The 21,672-nt window shown below is 41.1% G+C and carries 18 protein-coding genes, 3 tRNA genes and 1 pseudogene; 17 read left to right on the top strand and 5 right to left on the bottom strand.

Translation table 11 applies throughout. The annotated features are described in order from the left end of the window. Positions 1-99: 99 nt before the first annotated feature. A pseudogene (locus ACE3PQ_RS02015) lies at positions 100-1,629 on the top strand (mechanosensitive ion channel); the annotation flags it as partial. A 226-nt stretch (positions 1,630-1,855) separates the two neighbouring features. Next, positions 1,856-2,032 carry a hypothetical protein gene (locus ACE3PQ_RS02010; RefSeq protein ID WP_374294756.1) on the top strand — a complete coding sequence of 59 codons (177 nt, stop codon included), beginning with the start codon at positions 1,856-1,858 and terminating at the stop codon, positions 2,030-2,032. Between the two features lie 144 nt (positions 2,033-2,176). Here ACE3PQ_RS02010 and ACE3PQ_RS02005 read toward each other — a convergent pair whose 3' ends face one another. Continuing rightward, a complete protein-coding gene (locus ACE3PQ_RS02005; RefSeq protein WP_374294754.1) occupies positions 2,177-3,442 on the bottom strand; it encodes an NAD(P)/FAD-dependent oxidoreductase in 1,266 nt (421 codons plus the stop codon). 246 nt (positions 3,443-3,688) lie between these two features. Here ACE3PQ_RS02005 and ACE3PQ_RS02000 point away from each other — a divergent pair, with 246 nt between their 5' ends. Then, positions 3,689-4,057 carry a DUF4870 family protein gene (locus ACE3PQ_RS02000; RefSeq protein ID WP_374294752.1) on the top strand — a complete coding sequence of 123 codons (369 nt, stop codon included), beginning with the start codon at positions 3,689-3,691 and terminating at the stop codon, positions 4,055-4,057. A gap of 10 nt (positions 4,058-4,067) precedes the next feature. Here the strand turns inward: ACE3PQ_RS02000 and ACE3PQ_RS01995 are convergent, their stop codons facing one another. Next, a complete protein-coding gene (locus ACE3PQ_RS01995) occupies positions 4,068-4,937 on the bottom strand; it encodes a 1-aminocyclopropane-1-carboxylate deaminase/D-cysteine desulfhydrase (RefSeq protein WP_374294750.1) in 870 nt (289 codons plus the stop codon). A 70-nt stretch (positions 4,938-5,007) separates the two neighbouring features. On the opposite strand from ACE3PQ_RS01995, the gene pdxA reads away from it, so the two are divergent. The 9 genes from pdxA to ACE3PQ_RS01950 all read left to right on the top strand — a co-directional run bounded on the left by pdxA (position 5,008) and on the right by ACE3PQ_RS01950 (position 17,115). After that, complete coding sequence (pdxA, locus tag ACE3PQ_RS01990; RefSeq protein ID WP_374294749.1) at positions 5,008-6,027, top strand: 4-hydroxythreonine-4-phosphate dehydrogenase PdxA; 1,020 nt, start codon at positions 5,008-5,010, stop codon at positions 6,025-6,027. Positions 6,028-6,104: 77 nt separating this feature from the next. Continuing rightward, complete coding sequence (gene rsmA, locus ACE3PQ_RS01985; RefSeq protein ID WP_374294747.1) at positions 6,105-6,920, top strand: 16S rRNA (adenine(1518)-N(6)/adenine(1519)-N(6))-dimethyltransferase RsmA; 816 nt, start codon at positions 6,105-6,107, stop codon at positions 6,918-6,920. A gap of 72 nt (positions 6,921-6,992) precedes the next feature. Then, positions 6,993-7,868 carry a symmetrical bis(5'-nucleosyl)-tetraphosphatase gene (locus ACE3PQ_RS01980; protein ID WP_374294745.1) on the top strand — a complete coding sequence of 292 codons (876 nt, stop codon included), beginning with the start codon at positions 6,993-6,995 and terminating at the stop codon, positions 7,866-7,868. Positions 7,869-8,005: 137 nt separating this feature from the next. After that, positions 8,006-8,389 carry a twitching motility response regulator PilG gene (pilG, locus tag ACE3PQ_RS01975; RefSeq protein ID WP_374294743.1) on the top strand — a complete coding sequence of 128 codons (384 nt, stop codon included), beginning with the start codon at positions 8,006-8,008 and terminating at the stop codon, positions 8,387-8,389. Positions 8,390-8,424: 35 nt separating this feature from the next. Next, complete coding sequence (locus ACE3PQ_RS01970) at positions 8,425-8,790, top strand: response regulator (RefSeq protein WP_374294741.1); 366 nt, start codon at positions 8,425-8,427, stop codon at positions 8,788-8,790. Positions 8,791-8,801: 11 nt separating this feature from the next. Next, complete coding sequence (locus ACE3PQ_RS01965; protein ID WP_374294739.1) at positions 8,802-9,326, top strand: chemotaxis protein CheW; 525 nt, start codon at positions 8,802-8,804, stop codon at positions 9,324-9,326. A 46-nt stretch (positions 9,327-9,372) separates the two neighbouring features. Then, the gene (locus tag ACE3PQ_RS01960; protein WP_374294737.1) at positions 9,373-11,445 is read left to right on the top strand and encodes a methyl-accepting chemotaxis protein; all 2,073 of its coding nucleotides are present in this window, start codon (positions 9,373-9,375) and stop codon (positions 11,443-11,445) included. 169 nt (positions 11,446-11,614) lie between these two features. Beyond that, complete coding sequence (locus ACE3PQ_RS01955) at positions 11,615-16,645, top strand: Hpt domain-containing protein (protein WP_374294735.1); 5,031 nt, start codon at positions 11,615-11,617, stop codon at positions 16,643-16,645. 20 nt (positions 16,646-16,665) lie between these two features. Further along, positions 16,666-17,115 (top strand): hypothetical protein, encoded by a 450-nt coding sequence (locus tag ACE3PQ_RS01950; RefSeq protein ID WP_374294733.1) that lies wholly within the window; start codon positions 16,666-16,668, stop codon positions 17,113-17,115. 75 nt (positions 17,116-17,190) lie between these two features. Here the strand turns inward: ACE3PQ_RS01950 and dapE are convergent, their stop codons facing one another. The 3 genes from dapE to ACE3PQ_RS01935 form a co-directional block, all read right to left on the bottom strand. Further along, positions 17,191-18,324, bottom strand: a complete 1,134-nt coding sequence (dapE, locus tag ACE3PQ_RS01945; protein ID WP_374294731.1) for a succinyl-diaminopimelate desuccinylase — start codon at positions 18,322-18,324, stop codon at positions 17,191-17,193. A 116-nt stretch (positions 18,325-18,440) separates the two neighbouring features. Then, positions 18,441-18,590 carry an entericidin A/B family lipoprotein gene (locus ACE3PQ_RS01940; RefSeq protein ID WP_374294729.1) on the bottom strand — a complete coding sequence of 50 codons (150 nt, stop codon included), beginning with the start codon at positions 18,588-18,590 and terminating at the stop codon, positions 18,441-18,443. Between the two features lie 147 nt (positions 18,591-18,737). Beyond that, positions 18,738-19,673 carry a DUF1853 family protein gene (locus tag ACE3PQ_RS01935; protein ID WP_374294726.1) on the bottom strand — a complete coding sequence of 312 codons (936 nt, stop codon included), beginning with the start codon at positions 19,671-19,673 and terminating at the stop codon, positions 18,738-18,740. A 194-nt stretch (positions 19,674-19,867) separates the two neighbouring features. Here ACE3PQ_RS01935 and ACE3PQ_RS01930 point away from each other — a divergent pair, with 194 nt between their 5' ends. The 5 genes from ACE3PQ_RS01930 to ACE3PQ_RS01910 all read left to right on the top strand — a co-directional run bounded on the left by ACE3PQ_RS01930 (position 19,868) and on the right by ACE3PQ_RS01910 (position 21,668). Next, positions 19,868-20,716 (top strand): GGDEF domain-containing protein, encoded by an 849-nt coding sequence (locus ACE3PQ_RS01930; RefSeq protein WP_374294724.1) that lies wholly within the window; start codon positions 19,868-19,870, stop codon positions 20,714-20,716. 99 nt (positions 20,717-20,815) lie between these two features. Beyond that, the gene (locus ACE3PQ_RS01925) at positions 20,816-21,196 is read left to right on the top strand and encodes a YbaN family protein (protein ID WP_374294722.1); all 381 of its coding nucleotides are present in this window, start codon (positions 20,816-20,818) and stop codon (positions 21,194-21,196) included. A 166-nt stretch (positions 21,197-21,362) separates the two neighbouring features. Continuing rightward, a tRNA-Val gene (locus tag ACE3PQ_RS01920) sits at positions 21,363-21,438 on the top strand. Positions 21,439-21,475: 37 nt separating this feature from the next. Further along, positions 21,476-21,552 (top strand) — tRNA-Asp (locus tag ACE3PQ_RS01915). Between the two features lie 42 nt (positions 21,553-21,594). Then, positions 21,595-21,668 (top strand) — tRNA-Asp (locus ACE3PQ_RS01910). Positions 21,669-21,672: the final 4 nt, after the last annotated feature.

Genomic DNA, 21,672 nt, shown 5'->3' with positions numbered 1-21,672 from the left:
ATTGCACTTTACTTGCGATTTCATATTGCTTGTGTGCACTAATTGAAATTACGCAAAAGCGTGATTTTTATCACAATAACTTAATTCGGGAGCCATTTTATGAATGACTACTTCGGTGTGGGCGGTGGTGACCGTCTAAACTTTCATTATTTATGGGATCAATTCCATCCAATCCTTGGAGCGATTGCTATTCTGATCGTGGGTTGGATTGTTGCATTACTGATCTCAGGCGGTGTAAAAAAATTATTGGGTTCTGCGGGTCTGAATGACAAGCTTAGCCGCTCTACACAGCATTCAACTGATATCGAGAAACTTTTTGCTCGAATTATATTTTGGTTCATTATGATCATTGCGATTGTTGCTGGACTAAATGTGCTGAATCTTCAGTCTGTGAGTGCGCCTTTCTCGAATATGATTGGTCAAGTTCTCGCATTTGTTCCAACATTGATTGCTGCTGCTGCTGTTGCGCTGATCGGTTGGTTATTAGCGACTTTGGTTCGTGCGGGGCTTACTCGTGTATTGGCAAGTACCAACCTTGATGACAAATTGAGCACAGATGTCGGTGTTGCACCAGTAAGTAAAAATATCGCTGATATTGCTTATTGGTTGATTTTGTTACTGTTCTTGCCGATGGTGTTGTCGATTCTTGGTCTTACTGGGCTACTTGCGCCAGTGCAAGTGATGGTGACTGAAGCGATTTCATTTATTCCTAATATTTTCATTGCGGGTATCATTGTTTTTGCGGGTTATATCTTGGCAAAAATCATCCGTGGGATTACCGAAGGTTTGTTAAGCAGTATTGGCTTGCAAGCTCAAGCAGAAAAGTTGGGTGTATTTAAATCTTCAAATCTACCAAAATTACTCGGTTCATTTGTATTCACTATCGTGATGATTACAGCATTAATCATTGCATTTGATGCACTTGGCGTAGAAGCGATTTCTCAACCTGCGACTGCGATGTTGAATCAAATCATGGCGGCGATTCCCAATATTCTTGGTGCTGCGATTATCTTGATCATTGCATACGTGGTATCACGTTTTGTTGGTCAGTTGGTTGCTGAGCTTCTTGCAGGTACGGGTGTAGATAACATCCCTGCAAAACTTGACGTGCAACGCTTTTTGGGTGAACAAAAAGTATCAAGCTTCGTTGGATTCTTGATTGTATTTTTCACCATGTTATTTGCAACTTCTGAAGCGGCGAATCGACTTGAGTTTACACAGGTGAGTGAACTGATCAGCATGTTTATCCAGTTCGGTGCGAGTATCTTGCTCGGTGCGGTGATCCTTGTCATTGGTTTTTGGCTTGCAAATACGGTGGCGAATGTCATTCAACGTGGCGAGTATAATAGCTCTCGTTGGTTGGGTAACTTGGTGCGCATCTTAATCATGGGTCTTGTCATCGCAATGGGACTTCGTGCGATGGGGATTGCAGATTCGATTGTCAATCTTGCATTTGGTCTGACACTCGGTGGTGTTGCAGTTGCCTTTGCATTGGCATTTGGTCTTGGTGGTCGAGCACCTGCTGAGCGCTTATTAACAAAGCTACTGGATACAGCTGAATCAGAAGCAAACAAACCAAATCCGCTCGCTCAATCTACAGATTCAGAAGCAAAAGTAGATTTGCCATCGAATGTTGCTGACATTGATTTGCATCCTGATACGGATAAATAATGATTTATTAATGTCACAATTTCTTCACAATTTAAACTTTTGTTTAGATTGTATTAAAAGAAGCCACTTAAGTGGCTTTTTTGTTATCTTCATCACACAAAAGGTAAATTGTTAGACAAGTTAAGAAAAAGCTTTGCATTAAATGATTAGTATAAAATCTGTTCAACTAAAGGAGGTTGATGACATGCTGAAAAATATGAAGCAACCAACAAACTTGATGTTTATCCCAGCATTTATGATGGGTACTGCAATCTATGTCGTTGGTACGGCGATCAATCTTGTTCGTGACAAGAAAGAATCAGACGAAAGCCAAGACATTACAGTTTCAGAACGAAAGCCAAATCTAGTACGTCATAACTAATCGTTATTGATGTTAGGTTTTCTTGAATTTTGAAATTGAAAACTCTCCCAAAGGACATTTTGAAGTTGTTGATTTTTTTAAAGCTATTTTTAATTCAAGCTCTTTTTGATTTAAATAGCACAACATCAAAATACAGCATGGATGCTACACCACAGCACCCGCCACATAAGCAGAAGACCACGCCCACTGAAAATTATAACCGCCTAAATGTCCAGTCACATCGACCACTTCACCTATAAAATATAAGCCTTCGACCAATTTACTTTGCATGGTTTTTGAAGAAACCTCATCAGTATTTACCCCGCCAAGAGTGACTTCAGCAGTACGGTATCCCTCTGTACCAGATGGTTTGACTGCATAGTGATGAATGAGTTCGGCAAGCTGAATAAGTTTTTGATCTGACCATTGTCCAATCGCTAATTCACTGTGATCAGCCCACATCAGCTTTTGCAATTCAAGTACGATACTTTTTGGGAAATAATCATTCAAAATCGTGCGTAAGAGCACTTTGGCTTGTTTTTGCTTTTGGCTAATCAAGATTTGTTTTAAATCATGTTGCGGTAAAAAGTTGATATGGAAAATTTCACCGCTGTGCCAATAATTTGAAAGTTGTAAACTGCTTGGACCGCTGAGTCCACGATGGGTAAAAAGGAGTGGTTCGGTAAAGCTTGCTTTGGCATTAGATAGGGTGCACACAATCGCATTGCCACTGAGCTTTTCAGTGCTTTCTTTAAATTGATCGCTAAAGGTGAAAGGCACAAGTCCTGCACGTGTCGGATAAACCTGATGACCAAATTGCTTGGCGATGTGATAACCGATACCTGAACCACCTAAAGTGGGAATGGATAAACCACCACTTGCAATGACAAGGGAATGACAATAAAAATCACCAATACTACTTTTGACCAAAAACTGATGTGGCTTTGCATCGTGTAGTTCTACATCGCTCTTTTCTATATTTAAGTTTTTAACATCAGTCACTTCGGCGGAGGTACGTATATCGACATGCTCTGTTTTTGCACATTCTTCAAGTAAAAGATTTAGGATGTGTTTTGCGCCATCTAATGTAAATAATTTGCCCAAATCACGTTCCTCATAGGCAATACCATAATCATGCACTAAACCAATAAAATCCCACTGGGTATATTGCGATAGTGCAGATTTGACGAAATGCGGATTGTGGCAGATGTAGTTGTCAGGTTCGATGCTGTAGTTGGTAAAGTTGCACTTTCCACCGCCAGACATGAGGATTTTTTTACCGACTTTATTGGCTTTTTCTAAGACTAAAACCTTGCGTCCTCGCTTGCCTGCTTGCGCTGCGCACATCAAACCTGCTGCACCTGCGCCAATCACGATGACATCATAAAACTGATTATGAGTATGGGTGAAATTTTGAGGATTTGGGTTCATAACGCACAATCAATTACGGTCGGTTGAGAATGGCGTAGTATAAGCTGTATCTAGGGAATATGAAGTATAAAAATACGAGTATGGAGATTGAGAAGAAATAAATATTACGGTTTGTTTCAATACTATTTTTTGTGCTAAAAAGTGCATATAGTATTTAGTTCAAAAAGTATTAATACACTAACCTATAATTCTCCTTTAATTTCTAAATCATTCCAAAGAGAGAATTTTTACCAACAAGGAATAAAAATGACTGAGCAAACAAACCATGATTTCAAACAATCGAATCTTAATCAGACTGATCTCAAGCAATACACCACGATTACTTATGGACTGTATATCGCAAGTTTATTGATCGGCTTTACCAGTATTGTTGCGGTCATCATGAACTATCTAAAGCGTGATGAAGCACGAGGCACTTGGCTAGAAAGTCACTTCGATTGGCAGATTAAAACCTTTTGGTATTCGTTAATTGGTGGTGTGATTGGTTTTCTATTACTCATCGTGTTGATTGGATACTTGGTGCTGATGGCTGTTGGGGTTTGGTATATCTACCGTGTGATCAAAGGTATGATTTTATTATTAGACAATAAGCCGATCGGCGATGGTTGGATTTAATATTTGCCAATCAATGCGGTGGGATGTTGTTGTGTAAGCCACCTGTGTGAATAAATAAAATTCGTGTTGATGCAGTGAAATGATTTTGCTGTATCAACTGCCACAATTGATAAAAAGCTTTTCCTGTATAGATTGGTTCTAATGGGAGTTGATATTTTTCACTGACATCTTCAATAAAGTTCAACAACCGCTCATCATATTTGGCATAACCACCGAATGTATCGTCAGGATAAATTTGCCAATTATTTTGAGTTGTCCATTTGCGCACTTCATCATTTAAAAAATCACCTTTTAATGCAGAAAATCCAATCACCTTTTGCTGTGGTGTCGATGTGTTAATTAGCCCTGCAATGGTGCCACCTGTTCCCACTGCACAGCAGATCACATCAAAATTTTCTCGATCAAAGTCCGTTAAAATCTCCGCCGTGCCTTTGATCGCTAAATCATTCGTTCCACCTTCGGGAATAATATAGGCATTCGGATAACACTGTTGTAATTCGGCTAAAAATTCAGATGTATGTTTCCGTCGATAATCTCGACGACTGATAAATTGCAATTGCATACCGAGCGTTGTTGCAGTTGCTAACATTGGATTTAAAGCTTGATCTTGTAATTCTTCACCTCGAATGATGCCAATGCTGTCAAACCCAAAAGCGTGCGCTGCTTGTGCAAGTGCATATATATGATTGGAATACCCACCGCCAAAACTCAATAATTGCGTATAGCCAAGTTTGCGTGCTTCAAGTAGGTTGTATTTGAGCTTAAAGAATTTATTGCCTGAAATGGTCGGGTGCACTAAATCAAGGCGTTTCACAGTGAGGTGGATTTCGCCAAAATCATCAATGTGTTGATTAGAAATTTCTTTGAATTGTTCAAACATGGGAGAAATTCTTTTGCTTTGCTGAAAATCTTGCGACAATGGTGAAAATTCTATCGTGAATCTATCTATAATGAATAGCTTAATTGTCAATGTATCTCTTCCGCTTTATGTCACCAGTGGTGAACCTGCGGGGATTGGTCCAGATATTTGTTTGGACTTAGCAAAGCGCAAAGGTGTCCGACCGATCGTGGTGCTTGCGGATAAAGCGCTATTGCAAAAGCGTGTCGAGCAACTCGGTATTGATGTCGAGCTGATTGAGTATCAAGGACAGGATTACGTGGCAGAGCATGGACAATTATTTGTGCATCATATTCCTGTGAATGTACCTGTGATCGCAGGGCAACTCAATCCGAAAAATGCCGATTATGTGATTCGTCAGCTTGATTTTGCTGCGCAAATGGCATTGCAGGGCAAAAGTTCAGGTGTGGTGACTGCACCAGTGCAAAAGTCGGTGATTAATGAATCTGGCATTGCATTTAGTGGTCATACCGAATTTTTCCAAGAGAAAGCGGGTGTTGATCGTGTGGTGATGATGCTGGCAACCAAGTCGCTTCGAGTAGCATTGGTCACGACACATTTACCACTTCGTCAAGTGGCGGATGCTGTCACCACAGAACGTCTACAGCAAGTGATTGATATTCTGGTAGCCGATTTACAGAACAAGTTTCATATTGCTGAGCCTAGAATATTAGTTTGTGGACTGAATCCACACGCAGGTGAGGATGGTTATCTCGGCGATGAGGAAATTCGCATCATTAATCCTGTGCTGAAACGTTATCAGCAGAACGGCGTAAATATCAGCTTAGCCATGCCTGCCGACACGCTTTTTAATCCTGAACATTTAAAAAATGCCGATGCGGTACTGGCGATGTATCACGATCAAGGGCTTCCCGTGCTAAAATCACAAGGTTTTGGTGAAGCGGTCAATATCACGTTAGGCTTGCCGTTTATTCGTACCTCGGTTGATCATGGTACAGCACTCGATTTGGCAGGCACGGGTCGTGCCAGTAGTTCGAGTTTGATGGTGGCGACCGATTTGGCATTGCAAATGGCAAGTGGTGATCAAAGTTGCTCTTCGGATTGTGGTTGAAGCTGTGAGTCACCTAAGGCTTATCATGAAGAAGCATACGAACAATTTAAATTAGTTAATACGAAGTTGGACAAGACATGTATCAAATCAATGCCCTCAATCCCAAGCAAGAAGGGCATCAAGCACGCAAACGCTTTGGACAGAATTTTTTACATGATCAACGCGTCATTGAGAAAATCGTGCGTGCGGTCAATCCGCGCCATGATGATAATGTGGTGGAAATCGGTCCTGGACTTGCCGCACTGACCTCGCCACTCATTGGTGAAGTGGATCGCTTGACTGTGGTGGAGCTGGATCGAGATTTGGCAGCTGGCTTGCCCAGTCGTGTGCCTTTTCCAGATCGCTTAAATATCATTGAAGCCGATGCACTCAAGTTTGATTTTGCACAATTGGCATCAGAAAAACCACTTCGAGTAGTGGGTAACTTGCCTTATAACATCTCTACGCCATTGTTATTTCATCTCGTTGAACAAGGCGAAATTATTCAAGACATGCATTTTATGTTGCAAAAAGAAGTGGTCGAGCGGATTACTGCCGCACCGAATAGTAAGACTTATGGTCGTCTTTCTGTCATGCTGCAGTATTATTGTAAGGCGACGTATTTGTTCGAAGTGCCTGCGGGTGCATTCAATCCACCGCCGAAAGTGACCAGTGCTGTGTTTCGCCTTGAGCCATATGCAGATAAGCCGATTAAAGCGCAAAATGAAGCCAATCTTTCGGCTTTGGTGGGGCATGTCTTTACTCAGCGTCGAAAAACCTTACGTAATAGCTTAAAAGGAAAGCTGGATGATGACGGTTTTGCCAAAGCAGGTGTAGATCCGATGGCACGACCTGAAACATTGAGCTTGGCGCAGTTTGTTGCACTGTCGGATGCGTGTATAGCTTTATTCTAAAATATGTCACTAGATAGGGCATTTTAGAAAGTAGTTGTTGCCCTGAATTGTTAAAAATTGGTTAGTTGTAAAATGAAAATTGATATAACACATTATCGCCATGTGTATGCGATTGGTGATTTGCAAGGCTGTTTTGCTGCACTCAAAGCATTACTTAAAGAAATCCAATTTGACCCAAGCCAAGACTTTATTATTTTTACTGGTGATTTGGTGGCACGCGGTGAGGACTCACTCTCTTGCTTACGCTTTGTGAAAAAACTATTTGATCAAAAAGCTGCTGCAACGATTTTGGGTAATCATGATTTGACCTTGATTGCCACGGCACGAGGCATTAAAAAAATCAAAGAAAAAGATCGTACTCAAGATATATTTGATGCGATGGATGGCAGTGACTTGATTGATTGGTTACGTCATCAGCCATTATTTATTGAAACGATTGATCATGCTCCACAACGGGTTGAACCAAAACTTTCTGCGATTGTTCATGCAGGCATTCCATATATTTGGTCGATTCAGCAAGTTACAAGTTATGCAAGCGAAGTTGAGCAAGTATTACAGGCAGATATTGCACAGCTCGATGACTTTCTTAAAGAGATGTACGGCAGTCAGCCCAATGTTTGGGCTGATACATTGTCGGGAAATATTCGACTTCGTGTGATTACCAATTATTTGACACGCATGCGCTTGAGTGATGCGCAATCTGCGCTTGAGTTTGAATTTAAAGCGGGACTTGATGATGAGATGCCTGAAGGTTATCAACCGTGGTTTAACTTCAATGGTCAAGTAGAACAAACGCATCAAATTATCTTTGGTCATTGGGCGGCATTACAGGCTAAACCAATTCGTCAAAATATTGTCGCTGTTGATGGTGGTTGCGTGTGGGGAGGGGAGCTTGTAGCGTTTAATCTTAAAAATGAGGAGCAGTTCAAAGTATTCAATCCGCTCTGACCGACCACTTGAAAATAATAGGGCGGTGAGAAGAGTGAAACATTGGAAATTTGTATTAACTATGATACAAAGATGGTAATAACACAGTATTTTGTTCAGCAAAATATAAATTAGATTCACTTGGGGTATTGAGTCAAATGGAAGAAAAACTTCAAAATTTAAAAGTGATGATCATTGATGATTCTAAGACGATTCGTCGTACAGCGGAAACATTATTGCAACGCGAAGGATGTCAGGTAGTGAGTGCTGTTGATGGATTTGATGCACTTTCTAAAATCGTAGACACCAATCCAGATATTATTTTTGTCGATATCATGATGCCTCGTCTTGATGGCTATCAGACATGTGCTTTGATTAAAAATAATCAAAATTATCAGAACGTGCCAGTGATTATGCTGTCAAGTAAAGATGGTTTGTTTGATCAAGCGAAAGGAAAAATTGTTGGTTCGGAGCAATATTTGACCAAACCGTTTAGTAAAGAAGAATTGTTCGAAGCAATTAATAATCACGTCGCAGTTTAATAGATTCGCGATTTTTGTCGAATAGGATTTGAGTAATGGCACGCATCTTAATTATTGATGATTCACCAACCGAAACGTTCCGTTTTAAAGAAATTTTAGAAAAGAATGGATTTGAAACGATTGAGGCGAGTAATGGCGCTGACGGTGTTACGGTCGCAAAAGCAGAGTTGCCTGATTTAATCTTGATGGATGTGGTCATGCCAGGTGTCAATGGTTTTCAGGCGACACGTCAGATTACACGTGCTCCTGAAACACAGCATATTCCTGTGGTAATCGTGAGTACCAAAGATCAAGCGACAGATCGTCTATGGGGAAAGCGTCAAGGCGCAAAAGACTATTTGGTTAAACCTGTCGAAGAACAGCAATTGATCGATGTGATTCATCAACACTTAAATACATAAAGTGAAAAACTATGGCAACCAAAGGATTTATCGAACTGCTAAGGCTGGCGGATCGGGGAAAGAAAAGACAAGTTAGTCAAATCGATCCTGATCAACGCTGGTCGGGTGTGGCGTTTGAAATGCTAGGAAAGTATTTTGTCGCACCTTTAGGTGATGTTGCTGAAGTGATTTATACACCAGAATGGACGCATGTGCCACATACGCAAGCATGGTCTTGTGGTATTGCCAATATTCGAGGGCGCTTGTTGTCCATTACTGATCTGCCTGCATTTGTTTCGGGAAAACAATCAGATATTGGGCGTGCTGGTAAAGTGATGTGCCTTACTCACCCTGAACACTATTGTGGTGTGATGGTGGATCAGGTGTTTGGTATTCAGCATTTTAATAAGCAAAGTTATTTTAAAAAGTCAAAAGAGCTCAATGGTCAGCTTGAACAATTTTGTCAAGGTTATTTTATGGATAGAAATAAACCGTGGCATGTGTTTATGTTGAGAGATCTTTTAAATAGTCAGCGTTTTATGAATCCATCTTTATAAGCAAAAGCAATTGATGGACTATCGGGTAAAATAGGGGAGAGCTTGAATGGGCTTATGGCGAGGAAAGAAAAATAAACCTTCAAAAGGAAGTAATGCAGCTTCTTTGCGATTTAAGAGTGAGCTTGATCGTGTGGCAGGGTTCTTTGGTGAAGATCGACAACAGTCTGTTCGTTATCTGACAGTTCTTTTGATTGCTTTATTATTTACAATTGTATTTTTTATTTGGGTGATGTGGACAAACCGTATTGAAACGCAATTAACGCGGAGTATTGGTGAGTTACAACTCTTATCTCAACAAATTTCACGTCAATCTGCTGAAGCTTCAGTACGTGGTGATGAAAAGATCATGAGTGAACTACAACAAAGTCGTACTCGATTCGAAGAAGAGCTAGATGTTGTTGTTGATAAGCATGCTGATAATGGCACCGTGGAAAAACTAGTCAACGAGTGGTCGCAAGTTGATAACAATATTGAACTCATTGTCGGTCAACAACAAACGATTAGCCAGTTGCAGGGATTGGGATTACAAATTACAGAAGCGATACCAGGGATTCAGTCGGAATACAACTTGCTTGTTGATGAAATGACACGTGGAGGTTATTCAGCATCACAGGTTGCTTTGGCGAAAAACCAAGTATATCTCTCTGAACGTATTCTTCGTTCGATCAATGCGGTATTAACTGGTGATACAAACTCAGTTGAGTATGCCGATAACTTCAATGCCGATACTTTGACTTTTGGTGAATATATCAATGGACAGTTGAATGGCAGTGCTGAGTATGGCGTGGTGCGTATTGCTGAACCAGATATGCGTGACATCTTGGAAGGTATCAAGACTGAATATGATGAAGTGTTGAAAGCGACGGCAGCTAAAGTGTTGAGTGATTCAGCGAAATTACTGGCAGTACGTCAAGCAACAAGTACGATTTTTACGCAAACAGATAATGTATCGACACAGTTGGAAGAATTGTCTGATGGTGTTAAACCAATTTGGCATAACTTTTTACCACTATTTCTGTTGTTGTCAGTTTTAGCATTGGCGTATTCAGTTTATAAGCTACTTCAACTTCGTAACCGTGCCGATCATGCGCGTGTAGAAAATCTTCAAGAAGAATACGATCGTAACCAGCACGCAATTCTACGACTTCTTGATGAAATCGCTGATTTGGCAGATGGTGACTTGCGTTCATATGCAACGGTATCGGAAGACTTCACAGGTGCGATTGCCGACTCGATTAACTTTGCGATCGACCAGTTACGTGATCTCGTTTCTCGTATTAACAGTACTTCTGAGGAAGTTGCGAAATATACCCAAGAAACACAGCAAGTGACCATGCAGTTGTCTGAAGCATCAGAACATAATGCACAAGAGATTGCAGGTGCATCAACCGCAATCAGTCTAATGGCGGCTTCAATTGACCAAGTATCTGCGAATGCTGCCGAATCAGCAGAAGTTGCGAAGCGTTCGGTAAATATTGCAACCAAAGGTGCAACGGTCGTAAACCGTACAATCCAGGGGATGGATACCATTCGTCAGCAGATTCAAGAAACCTCTAAACGTATTAAACGTTTGGGTGAGTCTTCTCAAGAGATTGGTAACATCGTATCGCTGATTAATGATATTGCCGACCAGACCAACATTCTTGCATTGAACGCTGCGATTCAAGCATCGATGGCGGGTGAAGCGGGTCGAGGCTTCGCCGTGGTTGCGGATGAGGTACAACGTCTTGCGGAACGATCTGCGGCAGCGACCAAGCAGATTGAATCACTGGTAAAAACCATTCAGGCAGATACCAACGAAGCAGTTTCATCAATGGAATTGACGACGACAGAGGTTGTGCGTGGTACGACGCTTGCGAAAGATGCGGGTGTTGCACTGGATGAGATTCAAACCGTATCGGGTGACTTGGCAACATTGATTCAAAGTATCTCGGAAGCAGCACGTGAACAGTCAACTACTGCAGGTAATATCTCGCAAACGATGAATGTCGTACAGGATATTACCCATCAGACATCGACGACAACGATGGATGCGGCGCGTTCGGTGACCGAGTTGTCGCATATGGCTGAAGCCTTGCGTGAATCTGTAACTGACTTTAAGTTGCCTGAAAACGTATAAAAGAAAACAGGATGCAATCTTCGGATTGCATCTATTGGTGATGATATTTTTCTAACACTTAAATGCTTGAAGAATACAGCTTATATATGGACAAATGTTGAGCAATATTGGAAGCTCAAATATTTAAAGTTGAATTCAAGCATCTTTGGAATGTAAAGAAGCAAAGCTTATGAACGAAGTTTTAAAACAATTAATTAGTCATATTGAGCTTCCAGAGGATCATTTAAAAGATCAAGATCCTGATATTCGTGATATTTTTATTGAAGAAGTTGAAGAGATTTTAGAGTTCCAACAGCAGGCAATTCCGAGCTGGTTGGAGAATCCATCAGATCAAGAAGTTTTAACCGATATCCGTCGCTCATTCCACACCTTAAAAGGTTCTGGTCGTATGGCTGGTGCTGTACAGTCGGGGGAGTTGGCTTGGTCGATTGAAGAAATGCTGAATCGTGTAATGTCAGGTACAGTGGTATTGACAAGAGATATTCAAGAGTTGGTTTATTCTGTTTCAACGCTATATCATACTTTGGTTGAAGATTTTAAAAAATTAGCGGCACATCAAACTGAGCTTAGAACTTGGATTGCAACTGCACAGCGACTTAGAGATGGTCAAGAAGTTGAACCAGAACTGCGCTATACCATTGATTATCACCAAAGTAAGACAATTCCAGAAGAAGCTCAATTATTTACGGATGAAGTTGCGTCTCAAGTTTCTGAAGCTGATACCCAAGCAGATGCAATTGATACCAAAGTTAGTCTAGATAAATCGACAGAGCAAAGTATAGAAAATCAGACTTTAGAAATTTTCATTGAAGAAAGTACTGAGCATCTTGAAACGATTTCAAGTTTCTTACATTTAGATCAAGAGCCTACAGTTGATGAGTTTAATCAGCTCATTCGTGCGGTGCATACGATACGTGGCAGCTCAGGAATGGTGGGCTTTGACGAAATATTTACGGCAAGCAGTAATGTCGAAAACGAGTATAAAATATTAAACTCTGAAGATTACTTAGAGCATATAGCAGAAGAGCAACTTTTGGCGGATTATTATGAATATATTCGTGCATATTTTGCTGCTTTAGTGTCGAAGCAAGACAAGGACTTTTTATCCAAGCTTACCGCTCAGTTTGATTTAACATGGCAAACTTATAAAGCAAATAATGGACATGTCACATCAGAGGCACGAAGTCAGGGTCTAGTTGCGCAGTTACTGGAGTTAGATATCAATGATATGTTGGATGCAGAGTTTTCATTTGTAGATCAAGTGAAACAATCTAGGACAGCATATCTAAGTCTACTTAATCAGCAGTCTGCAATCCTAATAGATAACTGTCATGTAAAACAAACGGATGAATTGTGCAAAATTGCTCAATATCTTCAACGGATTTACAAAGCGTTATTAGATAACACGCAGGCAACTGCAAATAGCAATGTAATTGAGCAAATCCAATCGCTACATCAATATTTAATCGATGCATTCGATGGTTTGGCTTCTGGTCAAAATATGGCTTTGACCAATTTGATCGAAGAAGAGTTTGAAGAAGCAATCGAAGCGATCAATACGGTTGAATTACAAGCGGCAGAATCTCTAGCTAATCTAGAATCTCAGGCAAGTTCTCCTGTTGATGAGCCTTTAACGACACACACTTCAAATGTAAATTGCGACTTTGACCCTGATTTATTAAATATCTTCTTGGAAGAGTCTGATGAGTTGGTGGCTGGCATGGATCAAGACTTTAATGTCTGGGAGAAGAGTCCAGAGAATACCAAAGTTCTCAATAATTTATTTCGTTATTTGCACACTTTGAAAGGTGGTGCGAATATGGTTCAAGCGACGCATTTGGGTGATATTGCACATGAATTGGAAAGTATTTATCAGCGTGTAGTTTCAGGACAACTTACGCCAACTGCGCAGACAATGCAGCGCATTCGATATGCTCAAGATGAGATCGCAGTCAGAATCCAAAAGTTGCGTGATGAAGGCATAGATGAGGCAAATCCACAACTGATTGCAGAGTTGCAGCAAGTGCTTTCAGGGGAAGCTGTTGAAAATGTAGCTGAGCTAACAAGTAGTGTAGCTAGTCAGAGTACTGATCGTGATATTGAGGAAGCCATTGAACAACCATCAATCTCCACAGAGGCAACGTATTCGTTTAGCGCAAATAGTGGTTTGACCGTTGAGAGTCCAAATCAAGACTTTGATCCAGATCTATTAAGTATTTTCTTGGATGAGTCTGATGAGCTTGTGGCCGGAATGGATGAAGACTTTACGGTTTGGGAAAAGGATTTAAAGAATACGAAAGTATTAAATAATTTATTCCGTTATTTGCATACCTTGAAAGGTGGTGCAAATATGGTTCAAGCGACTCATCTTGGTGAAATCGCACATGAACTAGAGTCAATTTATGAACGAGTTGTAAAGGGTACATTTGCTCCGAATACTCAAGCATTACAGTTAATTCGTTATGCGCAGGATGATATTGCAACAAGATTGCAGAAATTACGTGATCAAGGTGTCGATGAGCACAACCCAAGTCTAATTGCGGAACTGCAATCACTTACAGGTCAGGGCAGTACTGTTTCGACACAAAATGTATCTGTAATTGTTGAAGACTCAACGGTAGAGATTGAAAGTTCTGATGTCGAAGTTGAAGAATCCGCTATAGCTGATGAAATCTCCTTTGAGCCAACAGCAGAGGATACTCAAGACTTAGTTCAGGAAGAATCGGAAGTTGTTTCTGAGGAGCAAAAAACTACAGCGAAGCACACATCGCCTGAACCTGAGCTAGTTAAAGCAAAAGTAAGAGATAGTAGTGTTCAGCCGGCTTTTCTCACGCAAGCGATTGCTTCTGGTGACGAGTCACAAGTTGTAATCGTTGAAACATATTTAGAAGAAGCTGAAGAGCTACTAGAGCAAGCTGAAAAAGTGTTAGAACATTGGAAAGGTGATCGTGGTAACCGAAGCTTGTTATTAAGCTTACAGCGTACTTACCATACCTTAAAAGGTAACTCTCGTATTGTAAATCAGCAAGAAGTTGGCAAGATTGCATACCAGTTAGAAGTTATATTTGAGCAATTCGCATTCCATCAATTTACCTCAGATCGTTATGACGATTTAATTATTCAGTCGCATCAATGGTTACGCACGGCGATATATGATAATGAGGTTGCTGGATTAGATAAGCTCCATGCTCGTCTACAGAAAGTTGTCTACTATGATAGCGCTGTGTCTGACGATGAAGCTAGTACAACGGAAGTTATTGATTTTGCGGAATATCAAGAAAGTAAAATTGTTCAGGGTGATGGTTCTATACCACCTGAAATGTATGCCGAGAGTTTAACTACGCAAGAGCAATCAGCTCAAGAGCAAATAAGGGTGTCTGCTGATCTTGTTGAGAAGATGATTGACCTGTCAGGTGAGAGTGCAATTAACCGTTCACGTATCGAGCTTGATTTAGGGCAGATGACCAATACGCTTTCAGAGATGGAATTGGCGATATTACGTCTTGCCGATCAGCTTCGTCGTATGGATGGCGAGCTTGAATCACAGATTATTGCAAAGCATGAAGTAGAAGGGCAGCGCTATGCGGACTTTGACCCATTGGAGATGGATCAATATTCATCACTGAACCAATTGTCAAAATCGCTTGCTGAATCTGCATCGGATTTAATTGATTTTAAAACCACGTTGGCAGATAAGATTCGCGATACAGAAAGTTTGCTACTTCAACAATCTCGCTTGCAAAACGAATTACAACAGAACTTGATGGGTACTCGCCTAGTACCGTTCACTCGTCTAGTGCCACGTCTTCAGCGTTTGGTTCGTCAGGTATCGACACAGTTAAATCGCCCAGTAGATTTTAATATTGAGAATACTGAGGGTGAGCTCGATCGTAATATTCTAGAGCGTTTAGTTTCACCACTTGAGCATATGTTACGTAATGCGATTGACCACGGTATTGAAGATCAAGAGCAACGTGCGCAAGCGGGTAAATCTGCAACAGGTCGTATCAATCTGAATATTGCTCGTGAGGGGAACGACATTCTTGTGATCTTCTCTGACGATGGTAAAGGGATTGATGTCGATGCCGTAAAAGCAAAAGCAACGAATAATGGTCTGATTACTGCGGAAATGCAGGTCAGTGATGAAGATGTGATGCAATACATCTTCCATCCAGGCTTGAGTACAGCGCAAAAAGTCACGCAGATTTCTGGGCGTGGAGTTGGACTCGATGTTGTACAAAATGAGATTAAATCTCTAGGTGGTCACGTCAGTGTGAAATCGACACTTGGTCAGGGCACGGAGTTTACGATTCGTGTACCAACCTCTGTGGCGGTGAGTGATGCCTTGATGGTACGTGTGGGCGATCAACAGTTTGCATTACCACTTGCACAGATCGAACGTATTGTTCGTATATCGCCTGTGGCATTGTCTGAGTATTACGATAGCAAGAAGGAAACCTTTGAACTTGATCGTCAGCAGATCCGCCTGCGCTATGTGGGTGAGTTTGTGACTGGGCAAGCAAAACCGATGTTTAGCAATATGGGTTCATCCGTTCCTGTGATTATTTTTAATAGCTCAGGTCGTTCGGTCGCATTACAGGTCGATCAGCTAATCGGTTCTCGTGCTCAGGTTGTGATTAAATCAATCGGTCAACAGCTATCATCGGTAGGTTATGTCGGTGGTGCCACGATTTTGGCAAATGGTAAAGTGAGTTTGATTCTTGATGGTCAGACCATTGCACGTCGAGTATTGACGACGGCACGCGCACACCAGGTAGAAAAAGCGACATCCTCAAGTACACAGCGTACGGCACGTAAAACGGTCATGGTGGTAGATGACTCAGTCACAGTACGTAAAGTCACTACACGTTTGCTTGAGCGTCATGGCTATGAAGTGATTACTGCTAATGATGGTGTGGATGCGATTGAAAAGCTTGCGCAAGGCATACCTGACTTGATGTTACTTGATATCGAGATGCCTCGTATGGATGGTTTTGAGGTGGCAACGTATGTTCGTCATGACTCAAACTTCAAAGCACTACCGATTATCATGATTACTTCACGGACAGGTGAAAAGCATCGTGAACATGCCTTTAGCCTCGGTGTGAATGAATATATGGGTAAACCATTCCAAGAAGCTGACCTTGTGTCGAATATTCAAAAAGTGTTGGCAAAAACTAAAGCCAATGCGAAATCGTAAATATATGACGGAAATAAATCATGGCTAATAACACACAAAATAGCACAATTGATCTGTCACAAGAGCAGATACAAAGTCTAATCACGACGTCAACAGGGTTTTTAGATGTTTATGAAATCCCTGTACATGGTGATGTGCCGATTCTGATTCCACAAAATATGATTTTGTCAGCGATGAGTGTCAAAGCCAATGAAAAGCAAGTGGAATGGCATGACAAGCAACTGCCGACTTATGTCGTGCATCAGCCTGACCTTTCGGAAGTGACGGCTTTGGTTGTTGAAGGTGAGCAGGAAGCTACACATTTCGCATTGCTATGCGATAGTATGCCAAAAAGCTTGCGTTTGCGTATTTCAGAAGTTGTCGATGTTGAGAAAAAGACACCAGCTCGTACCTATCAATATGTGCGAGTCAATGGTGTAGATTATCAAGTCCCAAACTTACGTGCGATTCAACAGCAAGTTTTTAAGTAAAAACAGATTTTGATCTATAAAAAACGAGAGCTATGGCTCTCGTTTTTAGTTTATCGCATAAAACTTCTAGAAGAATTAAGCAAGCAACTCAATCAGCATTTGCTCATAAATCTCAGCAAGTGGCTCAAGATCATCAACGTTCACATGCTCATTAATTTGGTGAATTGTTGCATTGAGTACACCAAGCTCGATCACCTGAGCACCAGTTGGTGCAATGAAACGACCATCAGATGTGCCACCACTGGTCGAAAGTGTTGTGTCATCACCTGTCACTTTCTTGATACTGTTTTTTGCGGCATTGACGAGCTCGCCAACAGGCGTCAAGAACGGTAAACCCGACAGCGTCCAATCAATTGTGTAGTTTAGATTTTCATGGTCTAAAATTGCCTGCACACGCTGTTTTAACTCTTCAGCCGTGACTTCTGTGGAAAAGCGGAAATTAAAAGTCACTGTCAAAATATCAGGAATGACATTGGTCGCACCTGTACCTGCTTGAATATTCGAAATCTGAAAACTGGTCGCAGGGAAATATTCATTACCTTGATCCCAAATCGTTTTGCACAATTGATCAATGGCTTGTGTGGCAAGATGAATTGGGTTTTGAGCAAGATGCGGATAAGCAACGTGACCTTGTTTGCCTTGTACTTTTAGCACACCATTAAGTGAGCCACGACGACCATTTTTGATGATATCGCCAAGCTTTGCTGTGCTAGAAGGTTCACCCACTAAGCACCAATCAATTTTCTCCTCACGTGCTTCTAAAGTTTCGATGACTTTAACTGTGCCATTAATTGACGGCCCTTCTTCATCTGAGGTGATGAGAAAAGCAATTGAGCCTTTGTGATTTGGATATTTCTTTACAAAGCGTTCTGTGGCAACAACCATTGCTGCAATCGCTGTTTTCATGTCAGCACTGCCACGACCATAGAGTTTGCCGTCACGGATTTCAGGAGCAAATGGTGCAGAGTCCCATGCGCTTTGATCACCTGTCGGGACGACATCAGTATGACCAGCAAAGCAAAATAGTGGTGCTTCTGTCCCTTTACGTGCCCATAGATTATCAACATCATCAAAGCGCATAGATTCAATGTTGAAACCAATTTTTTCTAAGCGTTCAGCCATAATGTTTTGACAGTTGTGGTCCACGGGGGTAACCGATGGCTGACGTAAAAGTTGGAGGCTTAAATCGAGAGTAGCAGAAGAGGTCATGCGCATTTCAAAGTCAAAAAAACAGTCCGCACTATAATAGGCGATTAATCTCTGGAATGCGAAACTTAGCAATAAAAAAACCTTATCAATGGATAAGGTTTTGACGCAAATATTAACTACTTGCGGATTTTATCTTGGGTTTTTTCAGCGGTATTTGATACAGCATTACCTGCTGAAGAGACATCTTTACCCATACCTTTGACGGTATTACATCCAGTAAATACAATAACTGAAGCGATTGCCAAAGTAGTTAACAAAGTCTTCATAGTTCCTCTCCGAGTAAAATTGTTATGCTTTAAAAACTAGTCATTCGACTAATAATTAATTTATAAATAAATGATTTTAAATACAGTTAATAATGCGTAAGTAATTGTGAGTTAAGTGTAAGTTTTGAGCAGGCTGCATTGCGAACGTTAACGAGAACAATTGTTCAGCATCGAAAGTTTATTAAAACGCATCATGAAATATTGATTGGTTGACGCTAAGTAATACATGCCATTCGTCCAAAATCTGATTGGATATTGGGGTGTTTTTTGATTATTTCTGAGTGCAGGGCTGAGCCATTCTTCACGCTCAAGCCTTCTCCAGTTTGGAGCATTCTCACCATGATGCTTTGGGGCTGTACTTTGCCAAATGCCTAAACGTCTACACCTATTGAGCCATTCGGGTAAGTCTTGTATCGGATTATCAATGGATGTTGGTAAGAATAATTGTCCTTTCATCACGGCTATGCGTCGCTCTATGCGAAAGCCGAGTGCATGATCGAACTGAAATTGCTTTTCTGCAAAATGCGTCAATTTCTGTGCAAATGTATCTTCAGGATTTAAGCCGATCCACGTATAGATATTCAGATTGGCTTCGGCAAGATAAAATTTTAAAGATACTTCCCAGTGTTCAATCGCTTGATCTGCTCGATTACGTACGACAAAATCCATTTCTCCCAATGTTTTGCCACCATGATGGTGCTGAATGCTATGTCCTAATAATTCAAAATATTGATTGTGTGGATCGGCAAGCCAAAACCAAATCAATGCCTCAAAGCGTAAACCAAGTCGAGTGCTTTTAATCTGCTGAAGAAAAGTGTAAAGCGGGGTAGGGTTTTCATCGAGCGTTTTTAAACGAGGTTGGTAGCAGTTATACATTTTTCGCCAAAAAGCATCATTATGGAATTGAATATCTGTGCGTTGCGTTAATTCGGTTGGAAAATTTTTTAAAAGGTTAAAACTGGCAATCGCAAAAGACAGTTGACGTACTAATGGATCGCTGTAGCCATACCACGGTTCGAAATAGTGCGGTTCAAGATAGTGCGTTTCGAAATGGTCAGATGATTGAAAATGAGGTGGGTGCATTGTTGTTTTTCTGGCTAGGGTAAGGCTTCGAGAATTGACAATAAGCATATCAAATTTTAGTCGATATGTTATATGAGAAGACAGTATTGCAAGGTATGATGCTTTATATAGGAACTGATTGAACAGTTGTGTCAATCTAGAAGCTTATATCCAGTCTAGTAGTGTCTTTGTACATTAAAGTGATGGTTGTCGAGATGATCGCAAGTATTGAGCGGATATTTATGAGGAATCAGGTCATACGCTGTATTGTGTTGTTTCTGACCGTATTGATATTGGGCTTTATTGATTATAGTACGGGCTACGAATACTCATTTTCGGTCTTTTATCTGATTCCAGTATCTTTGGCAGCGTGGTATGCAAGTCGTTTTCTCACGATTGTGATGATTATTGCTTCAGCAGTGACATGGATTTTTGCAGATTTTATTGCAGGACATAACTATTCGAGTGATTGGATTCCACTATGGAATGCCTGCGTTCGTATTGGTTTCTTTAGTATTGTTGCATTTCTACTGTTTAGGGTGCGTTCACACCTCAAAGAAATGACCAATATGGCAATGAAAGATTCGCTCACATCATTAAACAATACGCGTGCATTTGACCTAAAATATCAGCTACTCCGTGCGATGCGCTTTAAGAAAAAAACCCAATGTGCAGTTGGTATTGTAGACTTGGATGGGTTTAAAGCGGTTAATGATAATTTTGGACACAGCAAAGGCGATGAGGTCTTGGTTCAATTTGCTCAGATACTGACAGATGCGACACGAAGCAATGATATCGTTGCACGAATGGGCGGCGATGAGTTTGCAGTGATTTTGCTAGAAACGGATCAATCTGGTGTACAGGAATATGATAAGCGCTTGAGAAAGGTTTTTCAGAATAGTCCATTAAAAAATGATTTTGGTATTGATTACAGTATGGGTATTACCTTATTCGATACCAATAATTTACCTGAAAAGCTAGATGATGCCACTCGCTATGCAGATCGGCTGATGTATGAGTCTAAAGCACATGGCAAATCACAAACTACGATTCGTGCAATTTAAGAAACCTTGTTTTAATCAACGGTATAAATTTCAACAGCAAAAGACTTGATCGAGCGTATAATACTTTTCGTGAACACTGAATTGTAAGAATAGATAGGTATGCGCATCCTTTTTTGGCGAAGTTTAGTCATTATTTTTATTGCACTTGGTATGATTGGCGCAGCGCTTCCTGGTATGCCAACCACAGTTTTTTTGATTCTTGCACTTTGGGCATCTTCAAAAGGTTGGCCAAGTATGTATGAGCGATTGTTGAATCATCCAAAATATGGCGCGACTCTTCGAGCGTGGCGAGAACACGGTACAGTACCTCGAAAAGCCAAATGGATTGCAACAATCATGATGTCGATCAGTGCAGTCCTGATGTTATTCACCAACGCACCGCTTGCAGTAAAAGTGTTTACTGACCTCACGATGCTTATCGTTGCGATTTGGCTTTGGCTTCGTCCAGAACCTAAAAATGAAAGCACAACAGTTGAATGAATGGTCGAATCAGCAAAAGATCAAGTTTAAAATCAAGGTATAAGCGTTATTTTCGCCGATAAGTTTTATTTTTAAACAATCAAACGCAAATTCTAAAAAAATCATGAAAAGCGTTTGACACCCTCACTAGAATCTCTATAATGCACCTCACTAAGTCAAACACTTAGGGCGCTTAGCTCAGTTGGTAGAGCGTCTGCCTTACAAGCAGAATGTCGGCGGATCGATCCCGTCAGCGCCCACCATAGTATTGATTCAAACGCTTTAATGCGAAACCTAAGTGCAGCGGTAGTTCAGTTGGTTAGAATACCGGCCTGTCACGCCGGGGGTCGCGGGTTCGAGCCCCGTCCGCTGCGCCATTTATGTTTAGCACATTACGTTTGAAATAGTACCTTTGCGATGCAGCGGTAGTTCAGTTGGTTAGAATACCGGCCTGTCACGCCGGGGGTCGCGGGTTCGAGCCCCGTCCGCTGCGAGAT

The sequence above is a fragment of the Acinetobacter sp. genome (assembly GCF_041911495.1).
In the GTDB taxonomy this organism is placed as follows: domain Bacteria; phylum Pseudomonadota; class Gammaproteobacteria; order Pseudomonadales; family Moraxellaceae; genus Acinetobacter.
This window is presented reverse-complemented; position numbering and strand designations above follow the sequence as displayed.

Excerpts from the sequence above, each read along its gene's own strand:
- ACE3PQ_RS02010 (WP_374294756.1), top strand. The coding sequence starts at position 1,856 with ATGCTGAAAAATATGAAGCAACCAACAAACTTGATGTTTATCCCAGCA.
- ACE3PQ_RS02005 (WP_374294754.1), bottom strand. The coding sequence starts at position 3,442 with ATGAACCCAAATCCTCAAAATTTCACCCATACTCATAATCAGTTTTAT.
- ACE3PQ_RS02000 (WP_374294752.1), top strand. The coding sequence starts at position 3,689 with ATGACTGAGCAAACAAACCATGATTTCAAACAATCGAATCTTAATCAG.
- ACE3PQ_RS01995 (WP_374294750.1), bottom strand. The coding sequence starts at position 4,937 with ATGTTTGAACAATTCAAAGAAATTTCTAATCAACACATTGATGATTTT.
- pdxA (WP_374294749.1), top strand. The coding sequence starts at position 5,008 with ATGAATAGCTTAATTGTCAATGTATCTCTTCCGCTTTATGTCACCAGT.
- rsmA (WP_374294747.1), top strand. The coding sequence starts at position 6,105 with ATGTATCAAATCAATGCCCTCAATCCCAAGCAAGAAGGGCATCAAGCA.
- ACE3PQ_RS01980 (WP_374294745.1), top strand. The coding sequence starts at position 6,993 with ATGAAAATTGATATAACACATTATCGCCATGTGTATGCGATTGGTGAT.
- pilG (WP_374294743.1), top strand. The coding sequence starts at position 8,006 with ATGGAAGAAAAACTTCAAAATTTAAAAGTGATGATCATTGATGATTCT.
- ACE3PQ_RS01970 (WP_374294741.1), top strand. The coding sequence starts at position 8,425 with ATGGCACGCATCTTAATTATTGATGATTCACCAACCGAAACGTTCCGT.
- ACE3PQ_RS01965 (WP_374294739.1), top strand. The coding sequence starts at position 8,802 with ATGGCAACCAAAGGATTTATCGAACTGCTAAGGCTGGCGGATCGGGGA.
- ACE3PQ_RS01960 (WP_374294737.1), top strand. The coding sequence starts at position 9,373 with ATGGGCTTATGGCGAGGAAAGAAAAATAAACCTTCAAAAGGAAGTAAT.
- ACE3PQ_RS01955 (WP_374294735.1), top strand. The coding sequence starts at position 11,615 with ATGAACGAAGTTTTAAAACAATTAATTAGTCATATTGAGCTTCCAGAG.
- ACE3PQ_RS01950 (WP_374294733.1), top strand. The coding sequence starts at position 16,666 with ATGGCTAATAACACACAAAATAGCACAATTGATCTGTCACAAGAGCAG.
- dapE (WP_374294731.1), bottom strand. The coding sequence starts at position 18,324 with ATGACCTCTTCTGCTACTCTCGATTTAAGCCTCCAACTTTTACGTCAG.
- ACE3PQ_RS01940 (WP_374294729.1), bottom strand. The coding sequence starts at position 18,590 with ATGAAGACTTTGTTAACTACTTTGGCAATCGCTTCAGTTATTGTATTT.
- ACE3PQ_RS01935 (WP_374294726.1), bottom strand. The coding sequence starts at position 19,673 with ATGCACCCACCTCATTTTCAATCATCTGACCATTTCGAAACGCACTAT.
- ACE3PQ_RS01930 (WP_374294724.1), top strand. The coding sequence starts at position 19,868 with ATGATCGCAAGTATTGAGCGGATATTTATGAGGAATCAGGTCATACGC.
- ACE3PQ_RS01925 (WP_374294722.1), top strand. The coding sequence starts at position 20,816 with ATGCGCATCCTTTTTTGGCGAAGTTTAGTCATTATTTTTATTGCACTT.